The sequence below is a fragment of the Shinella zoogloeoides genome (assembly GCF_003574625.1).
GTDB lineage: Bacteria > Pseudomonadota > Alphaproteobacteria > Rhizobiales > Rhizobiaceae > Shinella > Shinella zoogloeoides_A.
The window spans coordinates 164,544-182,542 of record NZ_QNUJ01000012.1 but is presented as its reverse complement, the minus strand read 5'-3'; the positions used below and the strand labels follow the sequence as shown (position 1 = coordinate 182,542).

The window sequence follows — 17,999 nt, the reverse complement described above, 5'->3', positions numbered from 1 at the left end:
TCGATCCCGCCGAATGCATAACTCCACGTGCTCACCGGCACACTCAGGTGACAGTCACGCGTTCGCCGGAAGCCCGATCGAAGAGATGCAGGTGCCGAATGATGGGCTTCAGGCGGATCTGGTCTCCGATACGGAGCCTCCGGTCTCCGTTTTCGATGGTGACCAGGCTGTTGCCGTCTTCGGTGCAGGCATGGATATAGGTCTGTGCGCCGGTCGGTTCTACGAGCGTCACCTTCGCTCGCAGGCCATCTTCCTCGTCGAGGAGTAAATCTTCCGGGCGGATCCCGACGACGAATTCGCCCGCCTTCTGGGATACGTCAGAACCTGGCTGAAACGCCAGGTGTTGGCCGAGCGCAACTCCACCCTTCCCGTCGGGCTTGGCATCAATGAAGTTCATCTGGGGAGACCCTATGAAGCTGGCGACGAAGGTGTTCCGGGGCCTGCGATAGAGCTCCATAGGCGTGTCGACCTGTACGATTTCGCCCTTGTCCATGATCACGATCCGGTCGGCCATGGTCATGGCTTCGATCTGGTCATGCGTGACATATATTGTTGTCGTCTTCAGGCGCTGCTGCACCTCCTTGATCTCTGCCCGCATGATGACGCGAAGCTTTGCATCAAGATTCGAAAGCGGCTCATCGAAAAGGAACACCTGTGGGTCGCGGACGATCGCACGCCCCATGGCAACGCGCTGTCGCTGTCCGCCCGACAGTTCTTTGGGACGTCGATCTAATAGCGTCTCGAGATGCAGGATGCGCGCGGCCTCCACAATCTTCGATCGGATCTCGCCGTTCGGTCGCTTCTGCATGCGAAGGCAGAAACCCAAGTTTTCCGCTACTGTCATGTGCGGATAAAGCGCGTAGCTCTGGAATACCATGGCGATATCGCGCTGTTTGGATGGTAGCTGTGTGACGTCACGCACGCCTATCCTGATTGAACCGCCGTCGGAGCTCTCCAACCCGGCAATGATCCTCAGCAGGGTTGACTTGCCACAACCCGATGGACCGACAAGAGCAACAAACTCTCCTTCCTCGACATGGAGGTTGATGTTCTTGAGCGTGTGGATGGCGCCGAAATGTTTGTTCAAACCTTCTATGTTGACTGCCGTCATCGAATACTCCTGTGGGGTGCGAGCAGGCCGCCGTAGAGTTCAGGACGCCTGTTTCGCTCAAAATTGAATTCTTCCGCCTTGCCGTTTAGGCAGTCGTCGAGGTTGCAGTCCGCTACCGCGATTTCGTCGTCTACCCCGCTTGTCTCGGCGATGACGCGGCCGTCTGGATGTATGATGCAGGATCCGCCCATCAGGTCGACACCGTCTTCCCTGCCAGCCTTGGCGACGCCGACGACGAAGGTGGAGTTCTGGTAGGCGCCCGCCTGCATGCACAATCGGCTCTGGAACATGCGAAGTTCCGCCGACTGTTCGGCGCGAGGATTGTGAAGCGGCGTCGTGTATCCAAGGACAATAATCTCGACACCGTTCAAACCCATCATCCTATAGGTCTCAGGCCACCTGCGGTCGTTGCAGATGCACATTCCTACTCGGCCACCGAAAGCATCGACCACGGGAAAGCCGAGATTGCCGACCTCGAAATAGTACTTTTCAAGATTCTGGAACGGATCTGCAGGCCGATAATCGGTATGCCCAGGCAAATGGACCTTGCGATACTTGGCCACGATCCCGACATCGGGGTCCACGAGGATCTGCGTATTGTAGCGATGCGTCGCCTCGTCATCGGTTGTGATTTCGGCATAGCCCAGACTGAAGCCGATGCGCCGACGTCGCGCCAGATCGAATAGCGGCTGCACATCCGCGTTCGGCATGTCGTGCTCGTAAAAACCGTCCGCATCGGCAAGATCGGCGAGATAGACCCTGGGAAAGAAGGTTGTCAGAGCAAGTTCCGGAAAGACCGCGAGAGTGCAACCTTCATCCGCCGCTTGATCGAGCAGCCCCATCATGCGGCCGACTGTGGCACTCCGCGGCTCACCGGAATTGACCGGACCCATTTGTGCTGCTGCGATTCTGAGGACACGCTCCATCATGCTTGCTCCGATATGGGGCCGTGGGCGCGAACGTGAGCGATCAACGCGGCAATGCCCTGTTCCATGGAAATTCGGGGCGCGAAGCCCAGATCGCTCGCGGCAGCGGCGATCGAGAAGGTCGGATGACGATCCTCGCCAGGATCTGGGCTTCCGCCGATCAGGTATTCGAAGCCCGGAACGAGGCGAGAAATTAGACCAGCCATGCTGCCAAGATCCCGTCGTTCACCCCCAGTGATTGTGTAAGTCGATCGCTTGGGTCGATCCGCCTCGAGCGCCAGAACTATCGCCGCCGCCACGTCATCAACATGCACATACTGCCTGAAGTCATGGAGGCCGTGTTCCAATATTCCCCTGCGGCCCTGAACAGCTGCATCCACAAGGGTGCGGACGGCGCAGAAGTGCCTGCGGTCAGGGCCATAGACTGTGCTGATCCGAAGCGCGATGCTGCTGAAGCCGAACTGCTGGCCATAACCGGCGACGAGGAGCTCGCCAGCCGCCTTCGAGGCGCCGTAAAGGCTCTTGGGCCGCAACAGGACATCCTCGACGACCGGGCCATCACCGGCAAGGTCACCATAAACGCTCGTCGACGAGCAGTAGATTATGCGGCGGATACCGGCCTTCCGCCCAAGCTCCAACAGGTTCATCGTGCCGCCGACATTGACGGCCGCGATCAGTTGCGGGTTGTTCCTGGCGTCGGCGGGGCCAGAAATCGCGCCGCAGTGAACGATCGCCTCTATTCCACTGTCGGCGAGCGCGTCGGTCGCCGCGCTGTTCGTGAAATCTAGGGCCTGGCAATCGGCCGAGGCAAGGCGGTCGGTCGCCAGCACGCGGAAACCTGCGCCGCGCAGATCCCGCGCGGCGGCTTTCCCGATCAGTCCCTGGGCCCCAGTGACCAAAATCGTGGGCCTCTCCAAATCAGATTTGGTCGCATTCATTTCACAGCTCCGAATGTCAGGCCGCGGACAAGGTGGCGCTGGCCAATCCAGCCCATGACCAGTACGGGCGCGATCGCAAGCACTGCGGCGGCCGACAACTTGGCCCAGAACAGGCCCTGTGGTGCCGAGTAGGTGGCGATGAAAGCCGCGAGCGTCGCCGCCTTGGTCGTGGTGAGGTTGATGCTCCAGAACGCTTCGTTCCAGCAGAGGATGATTGACAGCAGCGCCGTGGACGCGAGCGCAGGACCGGAGAGCGGGATGAGGACATATCGGAATTCCTCCCATAGACCGGCGCCGTCGATGCGGGCGGCCTCGAGGATGTCGCGGGGGATGTCGCGGAAGAACGAGTACAGCATCCAGACCACGATCGGCAGGTTGGCGAACATGAAGAGCAGAATCAGGCCAAGATGCGAGTCGATGAGCCCCATGTCGCGGTACAGAATGTAGATCGGAACCAACACGCCGACGGGTGGCATCATCTTTGTGGACAGAATCCAGAGCAGCGTCTGCCGCGTTTTCGCGGTCGGAAGGAACGCCATGCTGTAGGCGGCCGGAAAGCCGACTAGCAGCGCTAGCAGCGTCGCGGCGACGGACGTGTAGACGCTGTTAAGCGCGAAGGTGAGGTAATTCGATCGGGCCAGCACGGTTCGGTAATTATCCAGCGTCGGCTGGAAGATCAGTGATGCTTCCGGTGACAAGGCGTCGATCTCGGTCTTGAAGCTGGTCAGGAACATCCAAATGATTGGGAAGATGAGAAGAATCACCGCGCCCCAGCCGGCGATGAAATTCAAGACTGTCGAGGATGACGTTCCGCGCTTTTCCATGGGTCAAATCTCCAGCGAGCGAGACACTGTCTTGGCCAGGAAATAGGCGACGACATTGGCCAAGATGATCGAAATGACGCCGCCAGCGGATGCCAGACCGACGTCGAAGCGCAGCAGCGCCTGCACGTAGATCAGGAACGAAAGATTGGTCGAGGCGAGGCCTGGCCCACCCGATGTGGTCACGAATATCTCGGCGAAGACCGACAGCAGGAAGATAGTCTCGATCATCACGATAATGCCGATCGGCCGCGCGAGATGCGGCAGCACGATGAAACGAAATGTTGCGAAGGCGCCGGCGCCATCCATCGCCGCGGCTTCCTTCAGCTCATGGTCGAGAGATTGAAGAGCTGTCAGCAGGATCAGCGTCGAGAAGCCGATCCACTGCCATGCAATGATGACGATGATTGAAAACATCGGGAACGTGCCGAACCAATCCACCGCCGGCAGCCCTACAAGGCCCAGCACGGTCGCCAACAATCCGTTAACCGGATCGAGAAGCAGGTTTTTCCAGATCAGCGCTGCGACCGTCGGCATTACGAAGAAGGGCGAGATCGCCAGCACGCGGGCAATTCTGGCCCCTGTGAAGTCCCGGTCAAGCAATAGGACCAGTCCTATGCCGAGACACACGGTGATCGCGATAACGCCCAGAACCACGTAAATCGAGTTCAGCGCCGCGATCGTGAGCGAGCTCGAGCTGAAGAAGTAGAGATAGTTGGCGAAGCCGATGAATTCCCGGCCGGCGGTGTTGACCAGATTGTAGTGCTGGAAGGAGAACCACAAGGTCATGACGGTCGGGACGGTGATCCAGACCAGCAGCACCGCGACGGAAGGCGCCACAAGATAGGTCTTCGGCCCGATGCTCTCGGCCCTGGTGGAAGACTCCATCTGGGCAATGCCGTGCTGGACGGCTGATGATGTCGAGTTCAATGTATAATCTCCGATGCCATCCGCAAGCTGCGCCCGACCAAGGTGACGGCCGAGCGCAACTCCGGGAGGAAAAGTTGTCTACTTCTTCAAGTAGCCCGACTGTTCCATCGTCTTTTCGGTGAAGGCTTGACCGGCTGCGAGCGCCTGAGCGACTGTCTGCTGGCCAGTAAGGGCCGCCGCAATCTGCTGACCGACCTCGGTGCCGATGCTCTGATACTCCGGAATTGACGCATATGTTATGCCGGTATAGGGCACAGGATCCTTGCTGGGATTGGTCGGGTCGGCCGACAGGATTGCGTCTTTGACAAAGTTCGCGAAGGGCGCCACCTTCTGGTACTCAGCCAGGTCATAGGTGGACTTCCGGGTCCCCGGTGGGATCAGAATCCAGCCCTTCTTTTCGCCGACTTCGCGGATGTATTCTTTCGAAGTTGCCCAGGCCATAAAGCTCTTTGCGACCTCGGCCTTGATCGACGATTTGGGAATCGCGAGCGCCCATGCCCACTGCAGCGCAGCGCCATTGGGAACGTCTGCGACTGGGGCCTTTGTAAATGCGACCGTGTCTGCAACCTTGCTCTCCGCTGGGTCGAAGAGGTAGCCTGCAGCGACGGTGGCATCGATCCACATGCCGCAGTTTCCGCTGGCAAAAAGTGCGCGGGTCTCGTTGTAGCCGTTGGACGTTACCCCTGGCGGGCCATACTTGTTGAGCAGATCGACATAGAGGTTTACCGCCTTATGCCAGGCTTCACCGTTGATCTGGGGGTTCCACGTCATATCGAACCACTTGCCGCCATGTGTGTTTACCGAAGTCATGATCGGGACCATGTTCTCGCCAGAACCTGGCTTGCCGCGAAGGCAGATGCCATAGACCTTGTTATCCGGATCATGAATCTTCGCGGCAAATTCGGCGATCTGCGAATAGGTCGGCTGGTTGGGCATCGAAATGCCCGCTTTCTCGAAAAGGTCCCGACGATAATAGGTCATCGAGCTTTCGGCGTAGAACGGCAAGGCGAAGATCTTTCCGTCTACGGAAAGCCCCTTCCTCACTGTCTCGAAAATGTCCGCATAGTCATACTGCGTGCCAAGGTCGTCGACCGGAAGAAGCCAGCCGTTCTTTCCCCAAATAGGCGCCTCATAGGATCCGATGGTGATGATGTCGAACTGGCCGCCATTGGTCGAAATGTCGGTTGTGACGCGCTGGCGCAGCACATTCTCTTCCAGGACCAGCCAGTTGATGGTGTTGCCGGTCTTCTGCTCCCACACGCTGGAGTACTCCTGCATGATCACCATGTCTTGGTTGTTCACCGTCGCGATGGTGATTTCCTCGGCGAATGCGGGCGAAAGCGCCAGCGCAGCTAGGCCGACAGCGGCGATCAAGCTGTTTGCTCCTCGCAAGCGGGCAGCTGATTGTAGGTGTTTCCCTGAGACCGACATTTCATCCCCTTTCGTTGTGTTCTGTATAAAGAATAGTGTTCTGTATACGGATTACTCAACCATCTGGAATTTTTCTGTCAAGTGGATTTTTCCCGCTGCACGCCGATTTTCGTGCTGCGGGCCGCATTTTTTCGACGCTCTGATGCATGCCTCGCCCGTTGCTGCGTACGGCGTGACTGTTCGGTCGGCTTCGACCGGAATTAGGATCGGAAAGAATGCGCATTGCAGGAGCGATGCGTCTGGCGTGTCCGGGCCGAGCGTCGATCGCGCGGGAGCCGCGCGACTTGAAGCACGCGCTCAGGAAAGTGCGAGGCGATTCGGTAATTGAGAACCGCGCAGAGGAAGAGCTAAGGTCCGAATTGCCCGGTAGCCTATCCGCGAAAGTTTCGCGGCAGGCGCGCCAGGGTCTGCTGGTGGATTTTCTGCACCGCCCGCCGCATTGCGGTCGATACATCTCCCTCGAGAGCGCTCATCACGTCGATGGGTGCCGAGCAGTTGATGATGAACTCCACCTCGCCGCTCTTTCCGAAGATCGGTAGGGCGAGCGCCATGAGGCCATCCGTGAACTCGGCGCGGCTTCGGGCATAGCCCCGCTGCCGTGTTGCTTGCAGTTCGCCGACGATATCCTTCTGCGTCATCAGTGTCGCAGCAGTATATCGCACAGGCTTCCAGTCCTGGAACCAGGCCTGGATCTTCTCCTCAGGCATCCAGGCGAGGTAGGCGCGCATCTGCGCCGACGCATCCCGCGGATAGCGAAAGCCTATCGGCAGGGAAACCTCGATGCGCATCGGGTCGTGGAACTTGTCGATCAGCATGAATGTGTCGTCCGGCATGGGTTGCGATAATACGCAGGGAAGCCGGATGGCGGACACCAGGTTGGAAATCTCGGTTCGGATGATGTCAATTATCGGAATCGCCAGGAGCTTCGAGACGCTGCCAAGGAGTCCGGGATGCAGAGCATAGGTCTTGGCCCGCTCGTCAAATCGCAGCCAGCCATGCTCCTGCAGTGTCTTCAGTATTGAATGGCAATGGCTCTTGGTGATCTCCAGCGCCGACGAAATGTTGGCAAGCGTCGCCTCGTCGTCCGGCTGCCAGTTCAGATATTCGATGATGGCGATCGCCTTATCCAAGGCTGGAACCAGGCCGAGACCCGGCTTACGTCCCTCCCCAACACTCGATGTGACCATCCAGTGGGTGCCGTCATGGGTCAGTTTTTCAGGGGCCTGCAAAGGCGAGTCTGGGTTGGTGGCCACAGGGGGGCGAGAAGACGTCATGATGAGAACCTTGAGCGAGGGTCGAGGCCTATCACAGCTTTTCGGTGTTTGTAATCGAAAAGCCGTTGACGGAGGGTAACAGGCCTCTTATGTTCTTTGCATAGTACAATGTTCTGCATAAAGAATGATATATATGATCGATCTAATTGTTGTCAACGGCACCATCGCGACGAACGCGGGGACATTCAAGGCTGATATCGGCGTCGACGACGGCCGCATCGTGCAGATAGGGGGAACATTGCCCGAGGCGCGACGCATGGTGTCGGCGGCGGGCTTGCTGGTTCTGCCTGGCGGCGTCGATGTCCATACACATCTCGATGCTCCGTCACTCAACATGATGACGGCCGACGATTTCCGCTCGGGGACAATTGCCGCGGCCTGTGGCGGCACAACATCGCTCATCGACTTCTGCCAACAGACGCCGGGCGGCACGCTCGCGGAGGGCTTGGCAAACTGGAACGGTAAGGCCAAGGGCAAGGCCGCGATCGATTTCGGCTATCACATGCTTATTCCGGACTTTAACGAGGCGATCGCTAAGGAACTGGCGACATTGCCGGAGAAAGGCATCACAAGCTTCAAGCTCTTCATGTCCGGCAAGGGTGGCGCCATGGTGGATGACCATGCGCTGATGACGGCCATGACAACGGCGCGGCAGTGCGGCGCCATGGTCATGGTCCATGCCGAAAACGGTGATGCCATCTATCACTTGCAGCAGCAATATCTGCGAGAGGGCAAGACCGCGCCGAAATACCATGCCGAAACCCGGCCGGCGCGCGCCGAGGCCGAGGCGACGGCGCGCGCTATTGCATTGGCCGAGATAACCGGTGCACCGCTCTATGTTGTCCATGTCACCTGCGCCGAGGCGCTCGACGAAATCGTTCGCGGCAAGCTGCGCGGTGCGCCGGTTCTCGCTGAGACTTGCACGCATTACCTTTTCCTGACGAAAGAAAGCCTCGACCAGCCCGGATTCGAGGGCGCGAAATATGTCTTCTCACCGCCAGCCCGGACGGAAAAGGACCGGGAGGCGCTCTGGCTCGCCCTTCGCCACAACCTGTTCGAAACGGTCTCTTCCGACCATTCCTCGACCCGCTTTTACGATCAAAAACAAGGTGGGCGAGCTGACTTCACTAAGATCCCTAACGGCCTTCCCGGCATAGAGGAACGTCTCGTGCTCCTATATCAAGGCGTCGTCCAGGGCCGCATTACGATCGAGCAGTTCGTCGATCTTGCGTCCTCGCGCCCGGCACGAACCTTCGGCCTGGCGCCACGCAAGGGCAATGTCGCGGTCGGCAGTGACGCCGACCTCGTCCTCTTCGATGCGAATGCGGAATGGACCATTCGAAATAGCGATCTTCACCATGCGGTGGACTATTCGGCCTATGAAGGCCTGAATGTCAGGGGCCGTGTGGTCTCGGTCCTGCTGCGCGGGGAAGTCATCGTCGATAATGGTGAATTTTGCGGCCAACCTGGGTATGGTCGGTTTCTTCCGCGCGCGCGAGTGGAGCAATGACTATGCCGGAGTTCAAAGGCCGAACCGCACTGATCTTTGGCGGAAAATCCGGTATCGGGGCTGCCGTCCGCGATCGCTTCGAGAGATCCGGCATCCGGGTCTGTGTCGCGGATAGGTTCGAAGCTGACGAGTTGTCGTCAAGCGAAACGGCAATCCGCATCGCCTGCGATGTGACGAATGCACAAGCCGTTCGACTTGTCGTCGACAGGGCGCTGGAAACGCTTGGCCATATCGACATCCTCGTCAACAATGCCGGGACGGGCACGCCGGCACTAGATTTTCATGAGGTGCCCCTACAGGAGTGGCGGCGTGTCTTCGATGTGAATCTGGATGGCACCCTGCACGCGATACAGGCCGTGCTCCCCCATATGCTGCAACGGGGCTTTGGCCGCATCATCAACACGGCGTCGCAATTGGCCCACAAACCCGCGCCACAGCAAGCCGCGTATTGCGCCTCCAAAGCTGCACTCGTCGCCCTCAGTGTTTCGCTTGCCCAGGAGGTCGCATCTCAAGGTATCACTGTGAATTGCGTATGCCCGGGTCCGACCGACACACCGATGTGGCATGCCAGTGACCCCGCCTGGAAGGAATGGAAAATCTCCCAGTTGCCAATTAGGCGCATTGGCACCGTCGAAGAGGTCGCCTCTGCCTACCTTTACCTTGCCAGTGACGAGGCCGCCTTCATCATCGGGCAGAGCCTGTCCCCAAACGGCGGCGACGTTATGTGGTGATCACTTGGAGCAACATTGCATGACTGTGCAAAAGGCTCTCTTCATCGGCGAAGCGATGATCGAGATTTCGGGGGAGGCGGGTGCCCTGAAACTCGTCTTTGCCGGCGACGTCCTAAACACCGCCTGGTATATGAGGCGCCTCCTTTCGGCTGCGGACTGGGAGGTTGCATTCTTCACCGCGACCGGACGCGACATCCACTCGCAGGCCATGCGGAGCTTTATCAGGCAGAGCGGGATCGAACTTGCGGGAAGCCCGGAGCTCGAGGCCTACCTCCCCGGCCTTTACATCATCCATCAGGAAAATGGCGACCGGCGTTTCACCTACTGGCGCAAGAATTCAGCCGCACGCCACCTGGCGGACGACGGAGACGTGCTCTGGCAGGCGATGGTCGACGCGAACGTCATCTACTTCAGCGGTATCACCCTAGCAATATTGCCGCTCGCAAGGCGGCTATCCTTCCTGCGCAGCGTCAAGCGCGCTCGGCTGAGGGGCGCCCGGGTGGTGTTCGACCCGAACATTCGCCGCGAACTCTGGAGTTCGCAAAGTCAATTGCGAGCCGTCCTGTCCAATGCCGCTAGACTGGCCGATATCGTTCTGCCGAGCTTCGGCGACGAGCGTGAGCATTTCAGGGACGCCTCGCCGATCGCGTGCGCGGAGCGATACTCGACATGGGGTGTTCCGGAGGTCATTGTGAAGAACGGTGGGAGCCTGATGGCCGTTATCTCTGAGGGCAGGACTGAGGAAATCGAGCTCGAACAAGCCATCCAAGTCGTGGACCCGACCGGCGCGGGCGATGCCTTCAATGCTGGCTATCTAGCAGCGCGTACGCTCGGAGACACAATCGTTGGCTCGGTCTACGCGGGTCACAGACTGGCTCTGGACGCGATTAGTCGTCATGGGGCTATCGGTTAGCAATATCGGCGTCCTGAGCTGGGCTAGTGCCCGTCTGTAATTGCCTGTTTTTCAGGTGCCAGGGAAGTGTTTTGCCCGCTGCAGCGATATGCTGCTTATGACAATCCGCGTGCCTTTTCCGCCGTCTTTCGCCGTACGCTCGGCCGGCCGCGTGCGCGCATCTCCGCCCGCGGGATGAGCGGCAATTTCCGGAAAGTCGCTATTGACCTCAACTATTGTTGAGGAACTATAGGGATATGGCCTCAACCTCAACGGAGTTCGGCCATGGATCGCCATTCCCTCGCATCCCTTGTTGCGAGCCTTCTTCTTCTCTCCACCACCCCCAATGCATTTGCTGAAGATGCCGCCGACCTCGCTGCAGGCGAAAGGCTCTTCAAGCGCTGCTCGGTCTGCCACCGACCGGATGCCAACGAGAGCCGTCGCGGCCCTTTGCTTGAAGGCGTCGTCGAGCGACCAGCGGCGGCCTCTCCGGACTATCCCTATTCCGACGCCATGCGTGCCGCCGCCGCAAACGGCCTCGTCTGGACCGAGGCGGAGCTGGCGACGTTTCTGAAGCGGCCGCAGGCGATGATCAAGGGCACATGGATGGCCTTTCCCGGTTTCGGCAAGGCGAAGGATATTCGCGACATCATCGCCTATCTTAAGCGGCATCGCGACTGATGCCATTGTCGGGAAAGCATGACCATGAACATCGTCACGTTAGAACATGACCGGGACCGTCCTGAGCCCGTGATTACCAGGCCCGTCTTCCTCTCGGCCATGGCGCGCATGGCCTCTACCGTTTGCGTCGTCAGCGCCGAATGCGCCGGCTTTTGCCCCGGCCGCACGGTGACGGCGGCCTTTTCCCTTACCGCGGATCCGCCAACGATCCTCGTCTCGATCACGCGGGACAGTGCGTTGGCCCAGACCATCGAAGCAAGCCAGGGCTTTTCGCTCGCCATGCTCGGCGAGGGGCAGGAGCTTATCGCCGACGCTTTCGCGGGAAAGGTTTCCCCAGAGAGCCGTTATCTCATGGGCATATGGGGATGGTGGCGGTCCGGCCGACCGCGCCTCTTCGCTTCCGCCGTTTCGTTGGATTGCATGCTTGCCGGCGCCATGCCGATTGCCGATCACATGCTTTTTGCCGGGCGCGTGACCGCAGCGGATATTTCCGAAGGCGTGCGCCCGCTCCTCTGGCATGACCGCGCCTATGCGCGGACCCGGCGATGACCTCCCCGCGCCCGGGGGCCGCCCTCGTCTTCGTCTGAGGGCGGGGCTGCGATAAGCCGTCGTGGCCCCGTCCCCTCCCGGCCGAGAATGTCATCCGGATTGCGCAGCGGACACTCCTCTAGCGAAAGACAGCCGCAACCGATGCAGCCTGTGATCTGGTCGCGCAATTGCGTCAGACAGTCGATGCGGTCCTCGATCATCTGCCGCCAGTTTTCGGAAAGCCGCCGCCAATCCGCCTTGTCGGGAACGCGATCCTGCGGAAGGCCCCCAAGCCCATCGCGGATCGCACCGAGCTGTAGGCCCGCGCGCTGCGCAATACGAATGATAGCGATGCGCCGGAGAACGGCGCGGTGGTAGCGCCTCTGATTTCCAATTGTTCTCCAGCCTGCGATCAAGCCCTTTGCCTCGTAGAAATGTACCGTCGAGATGGCGATGCCGCTTCGGCGCGCGACGTCGCCGACCGTCAGGCTGGTCTTGGGGCAGGTTCTTTCCATCCGTGGCATCCTTCGACGAATAGACATTCGCCGCAGCTTTGCGAAATGCGCGGCTGCGGCGGTGTGTGGCGGGCTCCGATTATCGTCTCGTCGCGATGCCAGCGGTGAGAATGCCGGCGAGGGTGAGGAGGGCGATGCCCAGTGTCACGTAGCGCGCGGCCTCCAGCACCGAGTCGCCGCCCGCAGCCATCAGTGTTCCGGCGAAGGCGGAGGTGACGGAGAAGGCGATGAGCTGAGTCGTCGTGATCGCCGCTGCTGCCTTGCCGGCTTCCGCTGGGTCGCTGGTCGCGCTCATGGCAGCGACGCCGAGCAGCGGCCAGGCAAGCCCTATGCCCGCGCCGGCGACCGCCAGCACGGCGGCCCAGAGGGTGATTATCGCCAGGTCGGTTCCTTCCGCCTGCAGCAGGCCGTAGGCGATGAGGCCGGCGGTCAGCAGCAGCGGGCCGAGGCGTATGGCGCGCCGTCGTCCTGCGTCTGACGATACCGATACGACGAAGAGCTGTGCGATGACCCAGGCCAGGGAAAGCACCGCGCCAAGAAGACCCGCGGCAAGGGGGGCGAGGCCTGCGAGTTTCTGCGCAAAGAGCGGAATGAAGGTCTCGACCATGACGCCGGCGCTAAGCGCGGCGACGGTGAGGTAGACCCATTTCAGCGAATTGCCGCGCCGATAGGTTATGCGCGGCAGGATGGTATCGTGCGCGCGCCGCTCGACGGTGACAAAAAGGACCAGAAGCACCAAGCCTGCACCCACCATCGCCAGAGTTGGCCAACCAATCGGGACGACGGCGCTGAGGCTGATCGCGACGATGGCGAGCACTAGCGGAACGAGCGAGGCGACTGGCACGGGCGCACGGTGGCGGGCCCCGGCGACCCCGCCAAAGCACCGTTGTGCAAGGATGGTGAAAACGAGCGCCGCAAAGGCCAGGGCGCCATAGGCCCAGCGCCAGAGGCCGAGTTCGGCAAAGATACCGCCGAGCGCGGGGCCAAAGAGCGTGCCGAGACCCCACATGGCCGATACGGCGCCCGTCGCGCGGGCCCAGTGCTGCTCGGGCAGGGCGGAGCGGATAACCGCATAGCCAAGGCCGGCAAGGAGGCCGCCGCCGAGTCCCTGGACGACACGGCCGGCGATTAGCAGCTCCATAGTCGGGCTCAAGGCATTGCCAGCGGCCCCAAACGCAAAGGTGAGGAAGCCCAGTACATAGGCCGCCCTTGGCCCCTTCCAATCGAGAATGCGGCTAACGAACAGCGAGGCGACAATGGCAGCGACGACGAAGGATGTCGTCACCCAAGCATAGTAGTGCTGGCCGCCGATATCGGCGACGATGGAGGGCATCAGCGCGGCCGTGAAATAGAGGTTCATGGCGTAGATCAGCACGCCGCTCGCCAGAACCGTCACGATGGCAAGATGTCGCCCGGTGAGGAGGTCCGACCATGTATCGGCCTGTGATAGGGACGCGTTCGTTCCTTCGGCCGGACCGGCCGATTGCACTGGTTCATTCATATGTCTGCTCCGAAATGAGGGGAGTGATCAAGTGGTCCTGCGCCGCGCCGCGAGGCTGAGCGCGAGGACTGTGAGGGAGACGAGGAGCACGATGGCAGGCGCCGTCGTGTGGGAGTAGTCCCCATGGGCGAGCGTGGTCAGTGTCGCCGCCGCCATCACCACGGCACCGAGCCCGGCGCCGTAGATGCGCGTACCGCTGCCGATCAGCAGAAGTGCGGCGGCAAGTTCGAGCGCCGCGGTGAGATAGTGGAACCAGTTCGGGTAGCCCCAACGCGCATAGGCGGCCGCATAGTCGACGGTGATGAAGGCATTTCCATAAAACCCGAACAGGAAGAAGGCCGCCAGCAGCCAAGCGAGGATAGAGGAAAATGACAAGGTCGATTTGGCCATGATACCCCGCGCCTTGAAGACGGCCGCACTGGACCTGCGGCGCGTTCCATAATAGATTGAATGTTCATTCTAATATTCCGGTCTTGCTCTATCGTCAATATAGATAGAGCGATCATTCTATTTTTGTTGGAGGCAACATGGCACGCAAACTCGTCCCTGAGCAGCACGAGGGAAAACGGCAGCAGATTCTCGAGGCTGCGCATCGCTGCTTCCTGCGGCATGGTCTGCAGGGAGCTTCGATCTCAATGATCTGCAAGGAGGCGGAGATGAGCCCGGGCCATCTCTACCACTACTTCCCCGGCAAGGAGGCGATTGTCGAGCAGATGGCCGATGATTACCTCTCCACGCTGCATAACCACTTCGAGCGGCAGCGGGAGGCGGGAGACGTAGCGACGGTGCTCCTTTCCGAAATCTGGAGCATGAAGAGCTGGGACGACGCCGCGCACTGTCGCATCCTCTTCGAGCTCCTGGCCGAGGCGGGGCGTAACGAGCGGATCCGCAACATCCTCGCTCGCAATTCGGACGGAGTGCGTCGGCTTTTATCGGATACGCTGAAAGCCGGTCAGGCGCGCGGCGAGGTCGATGCGAGTCTCGACTCCGAACATACCGCCGCCATGCTGATCGCCATCGTCGACGCCACACCCATGCTGCCCCTGATGGTTCCCGGTATCGACTTCGACGAAAGCCGCAAGCTCATCACCACCATGGTCCGGCGCTTTCTCGAGCCGAGGCAGTAGCCTATTGCCTCTACCCTCACGTCGTCCGCATACAGGATCGACGCGCTGCTGCCTGCCTTGCGGACGATCGGGGCCAATAATGGCACTGTGCCATTGGTAAGCTGTGAAATCCCGGCACGTCCGGGCGCATGCGCCAGGATAGGTGCCGGTGACGTCGCATCGGATCGGACTTGCCGGAATTGGGACCGGCCAGCCCATCGGGGTTCAGACCCGTCGCAGGCTTTCTTCGATCCGCCGCCCGACGGTCGAGATCAGCATGCCCGAACCCAAGAACACCAGATAGACGACAAGGAACATCTCCATGGCGAAGCTGCTCCATTCCTGGGTGTTGACTGAGGCGTTGGCCGCACCCAGAAGTTCGTAGTAGCCGTAAGTCAGGATCAACACGGTGTCCTTGAAGACCATCAGATTGATGTTCATCAGGGCCGGGAAGGACAGGATCACCACCTGCGGCAGGATGATCCGGCAGTGGATGCTGAGTCGTTTCAGGCCGAGCGACTGGGCGGCCTCGATCTGGCCGTTGTCGAAGGTCAGGAACGCGCCGCGCAGGGCCTCGGCATAGAAGGCCGACATCGCCAGCACGAAGCCGAGGAGGATGCGCAGGAAGACATTCTCGCCGATCGCGGCTGGAAGCAGGTAGGGTGCAATGACCAGGATCGCGAACATCGTCACCACCGAAGGCAGCGCCCGCATCACCTCGATATAGCAGCCGCAGATAGCAGCGACGTAGTCATTGCCGAAGCGGCGCCCGAAGGCGAGCAGAACACCGAGGGGGAACGCCAGAACAAAGCCGCCGAAGGCGAGCAGGACGGTTAGCGAAAAGCCGGTCCAGAGCCGGGAGGGCACATTGATCAAGAGCATGCCGTCGCCGGCCAGCACCCAGAACGAGAGCACGAAGGCCACCAGCACCGCCAGATAGCTGCGCGACAGGCTTTTGCAAATGCTAGGTACGCCCCAGATCGATACCAGCGCGATCCCCTGAATGATCAACCCGGTGAAAGGGCGCCAACGCAGGTCGGTCGGATAGAAACCATAAATCAAAAACTCCAGCCGCAGCCGGATGGAGGCCCAGCATGCACCGGCACCGGCCCGGCAGGTCTCGGCATCGCCGCTCCAGCTCGCATTTAGAAAGGCCCAGCGGAAAAAAGGCTGCAGCAGAACCGCTAGCAGGCCGAGAAAGAGGAGGAAACCGATCCGGTGGACCCGGTTGTGCGAAGGGGCTGAAAGGCTAGTCATTGTCTTTCCTGTGTTCTCAGCCTGGTGTTGACATAGTTCACGACCAGCGAAAGCGTTCCGCAGATCAGCAAGAAATAGAGTCCCATCAGGCTGAGGCACTCGATGATGCGTCCCGAGGCCGACATCGACAGCCGCGCCACCGAAAACAGCTCGGTGTAGCCGATCGCAACGCCCAGCGAGGTGGCCTTCATCACCACCAGATAGCTGTTGAGCGCTGCTGGTAAGCCAAAACGCAGGGCGAGCGGTGCGGTGATCTTCCGGAAGCGGTCGAAGCTGTGCAGCCCGAGCGCGCGGGCGGCTTCGATTATTCCCTTGTCGACCGCACCGATCGCGCCGCGGGTGATCTCTGCTATCTCGGCGGCATAGTAGAAAGACAAGGCTGCGGTCAGGGCGAGAAACTCGAGCGGAATCTCAAATCCGCTGCGGAAGCCGAACTTGCCCTGTTCGGGAGCTTCGGCATCGAAGCACAGCCAGCAGATCACGAGTGCGGCAAGCACGCTGCCGCACAGCCGGGTCAGTGCGGGAACCGGCAACCGCCATAGCACCAGCCCCGCTGCAAGTGCCAGTCCGGCCAGCGCCAGGTCGGTCGTTCCGGCCAGATGGAATTCGGGAAGAACGAAACCGCGGTTCGACAGGAACACCAGCTCCAGCAGGCCAGATGCCTTGGCGGGCGAGGGCAAAAGGATGCCGACGAAATAGAACAGAAGGATCACAAACAGCACCGGCACGTTGCGAAAGGCGCCGACATACAGCTGGCAGATCAGCCTGGCGGTCGGGTTGGGAAGCGTGCCCAGCATGCCGATTCCCACCCCAATCAAGGTCGAGAACAGGATCGCGATAAGGCCGGCCGCCAGCGAATTGACCGCCGCCACAGCAAACGCTGCCAGATAAGACCAGGACGGGTCCCAGGGCAGGACGAACGAAGAAATCGTCAGTCCCGATGCCGACAGGTAAAACCCGTACTCTACGGAAAGCACCAGGCCGAGACCCAGCGCCAGAACGAGGAGAGCGCAGACCAGACCCCGTCTCTGAAATGAGGTCATGCTATGGTCCTTACCTGTTCGACGAACTGGCGCACGCTCTTATGCTTCGGCGCTGTAAAGAAACTGTGCGGATCGGTAGCCTCGATGATCTGTCCCTGCTCCATGAAAACGATCCGGTCGGCCACGCTGCGCGCAAAGCCCATTTCATGCGTCACGCAAAGCATGGTCATGCCCTCGTCGGTCACCGCAATGATCGTATCAAGCACTTCTTTGATCATCTCGGGATCGAGCGCGGAAGTCGGCTCGTCGAACAGCATGATCTTGGGCTTCATGCAAAGCGCGCGGGCGATGGCGGCACGCTGTTGCTGGCCGCCCGAAAGCTGCACCGGAAATTTTCCGGACTGATCGGGGATCTTCACCTTTTCCAGGAAGTGCAGCGCGAGCCTTTCGGCCTCCGGGCGCTTCATCCCCCTCACCAGCATCGGCGCGAGACAGCAGTTCTCGAGGATGGTCATGTGTGGAAAGAGATTGAAGCTCTGAAACACCATGCCGACATCGCGGCGCACCTCGTCAATGCGCCGCAGGTCGTCGTTGAGCGTAATGCCGTCAACGACAATACGGCCCGCCTGGTAACGCTCGAGACGGTTGATGCAACGGATCAGGGTCGATTTGCCAGAGCCGGACCGGCCGCAAATCACGATCCTCTCAGCGCGCCTGACCGTAAGCGAGACGCCGTCCAGCACCTGATAATCGCCGTACCATTTGCACAGTCCGGAGATGTCCACCGCAATGTCCGTGCCGCAGGCGACGCCGGGATCATCCTTGCAGGCTGTATTGGTTTTCATCTGAGGTTTGCTCCTGGCA

Annotated in this window: 19 protein-coding genes; 6 read left to right on the top strand and 13 right to left on the bottom strand. The window is 60.3% G+C overall.

The window, feature by feature from the left end; translation table 11 throughout:
* Positions 1–43: 43 nt before the first annotated feature.
* From DSD28_RS22190 to DSD28_RS22160, 7 genes are all read right to left on the bottom strand, one after another.
* Positions 44–1,111 carry an ABC transporter ATP-binding protein gene (locus DSD28_RS22190; protein ID WP_119258602.1) on the bottom strand — a complete coding sequence of 356 codons (1,068 nt, stop codon included), beginning with the start codon at positions 1,109–1,111 and terminating at the stop codon, positions 44–46.
* Positions 1,108–2,040: an N-carbamoyl-D-amino-acid hydrolase gene (locus DSD28_RS22185; protein ID WP_245424908.1), complete on the bottom strand. Its 933-nt coding sequence runs from the start codon at positions 2,038–2,040 to the stop codon at positions 1,108–1,110. Before DSD28_RS22185 ends, DSD28_RS22190 begins: the two co-directional genes overlap by 4 nt.
* Positions 2,037–2,975 carry an NAD-dependent epimerase/dehydratase family protein gene (locus DSD28_RS22180; protein WP_119258601.1) on the bottom strand — a complete coding sequence of 313 codons (939 nt, stop codon included), beginning with the start codon at positions 2,973–2,975 and terminating at the stop codon, positions 2,037–2,039. The genes DSD28_RS22185 and DSD28_RS22180 overlap by 4 nt, the downstream gene beginning before the upstream one ends.
* On the bottom strand, positions 2,972–3,799 hold the full coding sequence (locus DSD28_RS22175) for a carbohydrate ABC transporter permease (RefSeq protein ID WP_119258600.1): 828 nt from the start codon (positions 3,797–3,799) through the stop codon (positions 2,972–2,974). Before DSD28_RS22175 ends, DSD28_RS22180 begins: the two co-directional genes overlap by 4 nt.
* 3 nt (positions 3,800–3,802) lie before the next feature.
* Positions 3,803–4,684: a carbohydrate ABC transporter permease gene (locus DSD28_RS22170; RefSeq protein WP_119258599.1), complete on the bottom strand. Its 882-nt coding sequence runs from the start codon at positions 4,682–4,684 to the stop codon at positions 3,803–3,805.
* A gap of 120 nt (positions 4,685–4,804) precedes the next feature.
* Positions 4,805–6,157: an ABC transporter substrate-binding protein gene (locus tag DSD28_RS22165; RefSeq protein WP_119258598.1), complete on the bottom strand. Its 1,353-nt coding sequence runs from the start codon at positions 6,155–6,157 to the stop codon at positions 4,805–4,807.
* Positions 6,158–6,528: 371 nt separating this feature from the next.
* Positions 6,529–7,431 (bottom strand): IclR family transcriptional regulator, encoded by a 903-nt coding sequence (locus DSD28_RS22160; protein WP_119258597.1) that lies wholly within the window; start codon positions 7,429–7,431, stop codon positions 6,529–6,531.
* 133 nt (positions 7,432–7,564) lie between these two features.
* Between DSD28_RS22160 and hydA the strand changes: the two genes are divergently transcribed.
* From hydA to DSD28_RS22135, 5 genes are all read left to right on the top strand, one after another.
* On the top strand, positions 7,565–8,941 hold the full coding sequence (gene hydA, locus DSD28_RS22155) for a dihydropyrimidinase (RefSeq protein WP_245424907.1): 1,377 nt from the start codon (positions 7,565–7,567) through the stop codon (positions 8,939–8,941).
* Between the two features lie 2 nt (positions 8,942–8,943).
* Positions 8,944–9,672, top strand: coding sequence for an SDR family NAD(P)-dependent oxidoreductase (locus DSD28_RS22150; protein ID WP_162911511.1), 729 nt, complete (start codon positions 8,944–8,946; stop codon positions 9,670–9,672).
* Between the two features lie 19 nt (positions 9,673–9,691).
* Entirely contained in the window at positions 9,692–10,585 is an 894-nt protein-coding gene (locus DSD28_RS22145; protein WP_119258595.1) for a sugar kinase, read from the top strand.
* 264 nt (positions 10,586–10,849) lie between these two features.
* A complete protein-coding gene (locus DSD28_RS22140; RefSeq protein ID WP_119258594.1) occupies positions 10,850–11,245 on the top strand; it encodes a c-type cytochrome in 396 nt (131 codons plus the stop codon).
* Positions 11,246–11,269: 24 nt separating this feature from the next.
* Entirely contained in the window at positions 11,270–11,794 is a 525-nt protein-coding gene (locus DSD28_RS22135; RefSeq protein WP_119258629.1) for a flavin reductase family protein, read from the top strand.
* On the opposite strand, the gene soxR is transcribed toward DSD28_RS22135, so the two are convergent.
* From soxR to DSD28_RS22120, 3 genes are all read right to left on the bottom strand, one after another.
* The gene (gene soxR / locus DSD28_RS22130) at positions 11,773–12,288 is read right to left on the bottom strand and encodes a redox-sensitive transcriptional activator SoxR (protein ID WP_119258593.1); all 516 of its coding nucleotides are present in this window, start codon (positions 12,286–12,288) and stop codon (positions 11,773–11,775) included. The genes DSD28_RS22135 and soxR overlap by 22 nt on opposite strands.
* A gap of 79 nt (positions 12,289–12,367) precedes the next feature.
* Complete coding sequence (locus DSD28_RS22125; RefSeq protein WP_119258592.1) at positions 12,368–13,789, bottom strand: MFS transporter; 1,422 nt, start codon at positions 13,787–13,789, stop codon at positions 12,368–12,370.
* 27 nt (positions 13,790–13,816) lie between these two features.
* The gene (locus DSD28_RS22120; RefSeq protein WP_245424906.1) at positions 13,817–14,164 is read right to left on the bottom strand and encodes a DoxX family protein; all 348 of its coding nucleotides are present in this window, start codon (positions 14,162–14,164) and stop codon (positions 13,817–13,819) included.
* A gap of 152 nt (positions 14,165–14,316) precedes the next feature.
* Here DSD28_RS22120 and DSD28_RS22115 point away from each other — a divergent pair, with 152 nt between their 5' ends.
* Positions 14,317–14,916: a TetR/AcrR family transcriptional regulator gene (locus DSD28_RS22115; protein WP_119258590.1), complete on the top strand. Its 600-nt coding sequence runs from the start codon at positions 14,317–14,319 to the stop codon at positions 14,914–14,916.
* A gap of 204 nt (positions 14,917–15,120) precedes the next feature.
* Here the strand turns inward: DSD28_RS22115 and DSD28_RS22110 are convergent, their stop codons facing one another.
* From DSD28_RS22110 to DSD28_RS22100, 3 genes are read right to left on the bottom strand one after another with little or no spacing between them, the layout of a single operon-like run.
* A complete protein-coding gene (locus DSD28_RS22110; RefSeq protein ID WP_119258589.1) occupies positions 15,121–16,152 on the bottom strand; it encodes an ABC transporter permease subunit in 1,032 nt (343 codons plus the stop codon).
* Positions 16,149–17,195 (bottom strand): ABC transporter permease subunit, encoded by a 1,047-nt coding sequence (locus DSD28_RS22105; RefSeq protein WP_119258588.1) that lies wholly within the window; start codon positions 17,193–17,195, stop codon positions 16,149–16,151. The genes DSD28_RS22110 and DSD28_RS22105 overlap by 4 nt, the downstream gene beginning before the upstream one ends.
* The gene (locus DSD28_RS22100) at positions 17,192–17,980 is read right to left on the bottom strand and encodes an amino acid ABC transporter ATP-binding protein (RefSeq protein WP_119258587.1); all 789 of its coding nucleotides are present in this window, start codon (positions 17,978–17,980) and stop codon (positions 17,192–17,194) included. Before DSD28_RS22100 ends, DSD28_RS22105 begins: the two co-directional genes overlap by 4 nt.
* Between the last annotated feature and the right edge of the window lie 19 nt (positions 17,981–17,999).

What these genes read in the sequence shown, in the direction of transcription:
- DSD28_RS22190 (WP_119258602.1), bottom strand. Translation starts at nt 1,111, where the DNA reads ATGACGGCAGTCAACATAGAAGGTTTGAACAAACATTTCGGCGCCATC.
- DSD28_RS22185 (WP_245424908.1), bottom strand. Translation starts at nt 2,040, where the DNA reads ATGATGGAGCGTGTCCTCAGAATCGCAGCAGCACAAATGGGTCCGGTC.
- DSD28_RS22180 (WP_119258601.1), bottom strand. Translation starts at nt 2,975, where the DNA reads ATGAATGCGACCAAATCTGATTTGGAGAGGCCCACGATTTTGGTCACT.
- DSD28_RS22175 (WP_119258600.1), bottom strand. Translation starts at nt 3,799, where the DNA reads ATGGAAAAGCGCGGAACGTCATCCTCGACAGTCTTGAATTTCATCGCC.
- DSD28_RS22170 (WP_119258599.1), bottom strand. Translation starts at nt 4,684, where the DNA reads ATGGAGTCTTCCACCAGGGCCGAGAGCATCGGGCCGAAGACCTATCTT.
- DSD28_RS22165 (WP_119258598.1), bottom strand. Translation starts at nt 6,157, where the DNA reads ATGTCGGTCTCAGGGAAACACCTACAATCAGCTGCCCGCTTGCGAGGA.
- DSD28_RS22160 (WP_119258597.1), bottom strand. Translation starts at nt 7,431, where the DNA reads ATGACGTCTTCTCGCCCCCCTGTGGCCACCAACCCAGACTCGCCTTTG.
- hydA (WP_245424907.1), top strand. Translation starts at nt 7,565, where the DNA reads ATGATCGATCTAATTGTTGTCAACGGCACCATCGCGACGAACGCGGGG.
- DSD28_RS22150 (WP_162911511.1), top strand. Translation starts at nt 8,944, where the DNA reads ATGCCGGAGTTCAAAGGCCGAACCGCACTGATCTTTGGCGGAAAATCC.
- DSD28_RS22145 (WP_119258595.1), top strand. Translation starts at nt 9,692, where the DNA reads ATGACTGTGCAAAAGGCTCTCTTCATCGGCGAAGCGATGATCGAGATT.
- DSD28_RS22140 (WP_119258594.1), top strand. Translation starts at nt 10,850, where the DNA reads ATGGATCGCCATTCCCTCGCATCCCTTGTTGCGAGCCTTCTTCTTCTC.
- DSD28_RS22135 (WP_119258629.1), top strand. Translation starts at nt 11,270, where the DNA reads ATGAACATCGTCACGTTAGAACATGACCGGGACCGTCCTGAGCCCGTG.
- soxR (WP_119258593.1), bottom strand. Translation starts at nt 12,288, where the DNA reads ATGGAAAGAACCTGCCCCAAGACCAGCCTGACGGTCGGCGACGTCGCG.
- DSD28_RS22125 (WP_119258592.1), bottom strand. Translation starts at nt 13,789, where the DNA reads ATGAATGAACCAGTGCAATCGGCCGGTCCGGCCGAAGGAACGAACGCG.
- DSD28_RS22115 (WP_119258590.1), top strand. Translation starts at nt 14,317, where the DNA reads ATGGCACGCAAACTCGTCCCTGAGCAGCACGAGGGAAAACGGCAGCAG.
- DSD28_RS22110 (WP_119258589.1), bottom strand. Translation starts at nt 16,152, where the DNA reads ATGACTAGCCTTTCAGCCCCTTCGCACAACCGGGTCCACCGGATCGGT.
- DSD28_RS22105 (WP_119258588.1), bottom strand. Translation starts at nt 17,195, where the DNA reads ATGACCTCATTTCAGAGACGGGGTCTGGTCTGCGCTCTCCTCGTTCTG.
- DSD28_RS22100 (WP_119258587.1), bottom strand. Translation starts at nt 17,980, where the DNA reads ATGAAAACCAATACAGCCTGCAAGGATGATCCCGGCGTCGCCTGCGGC.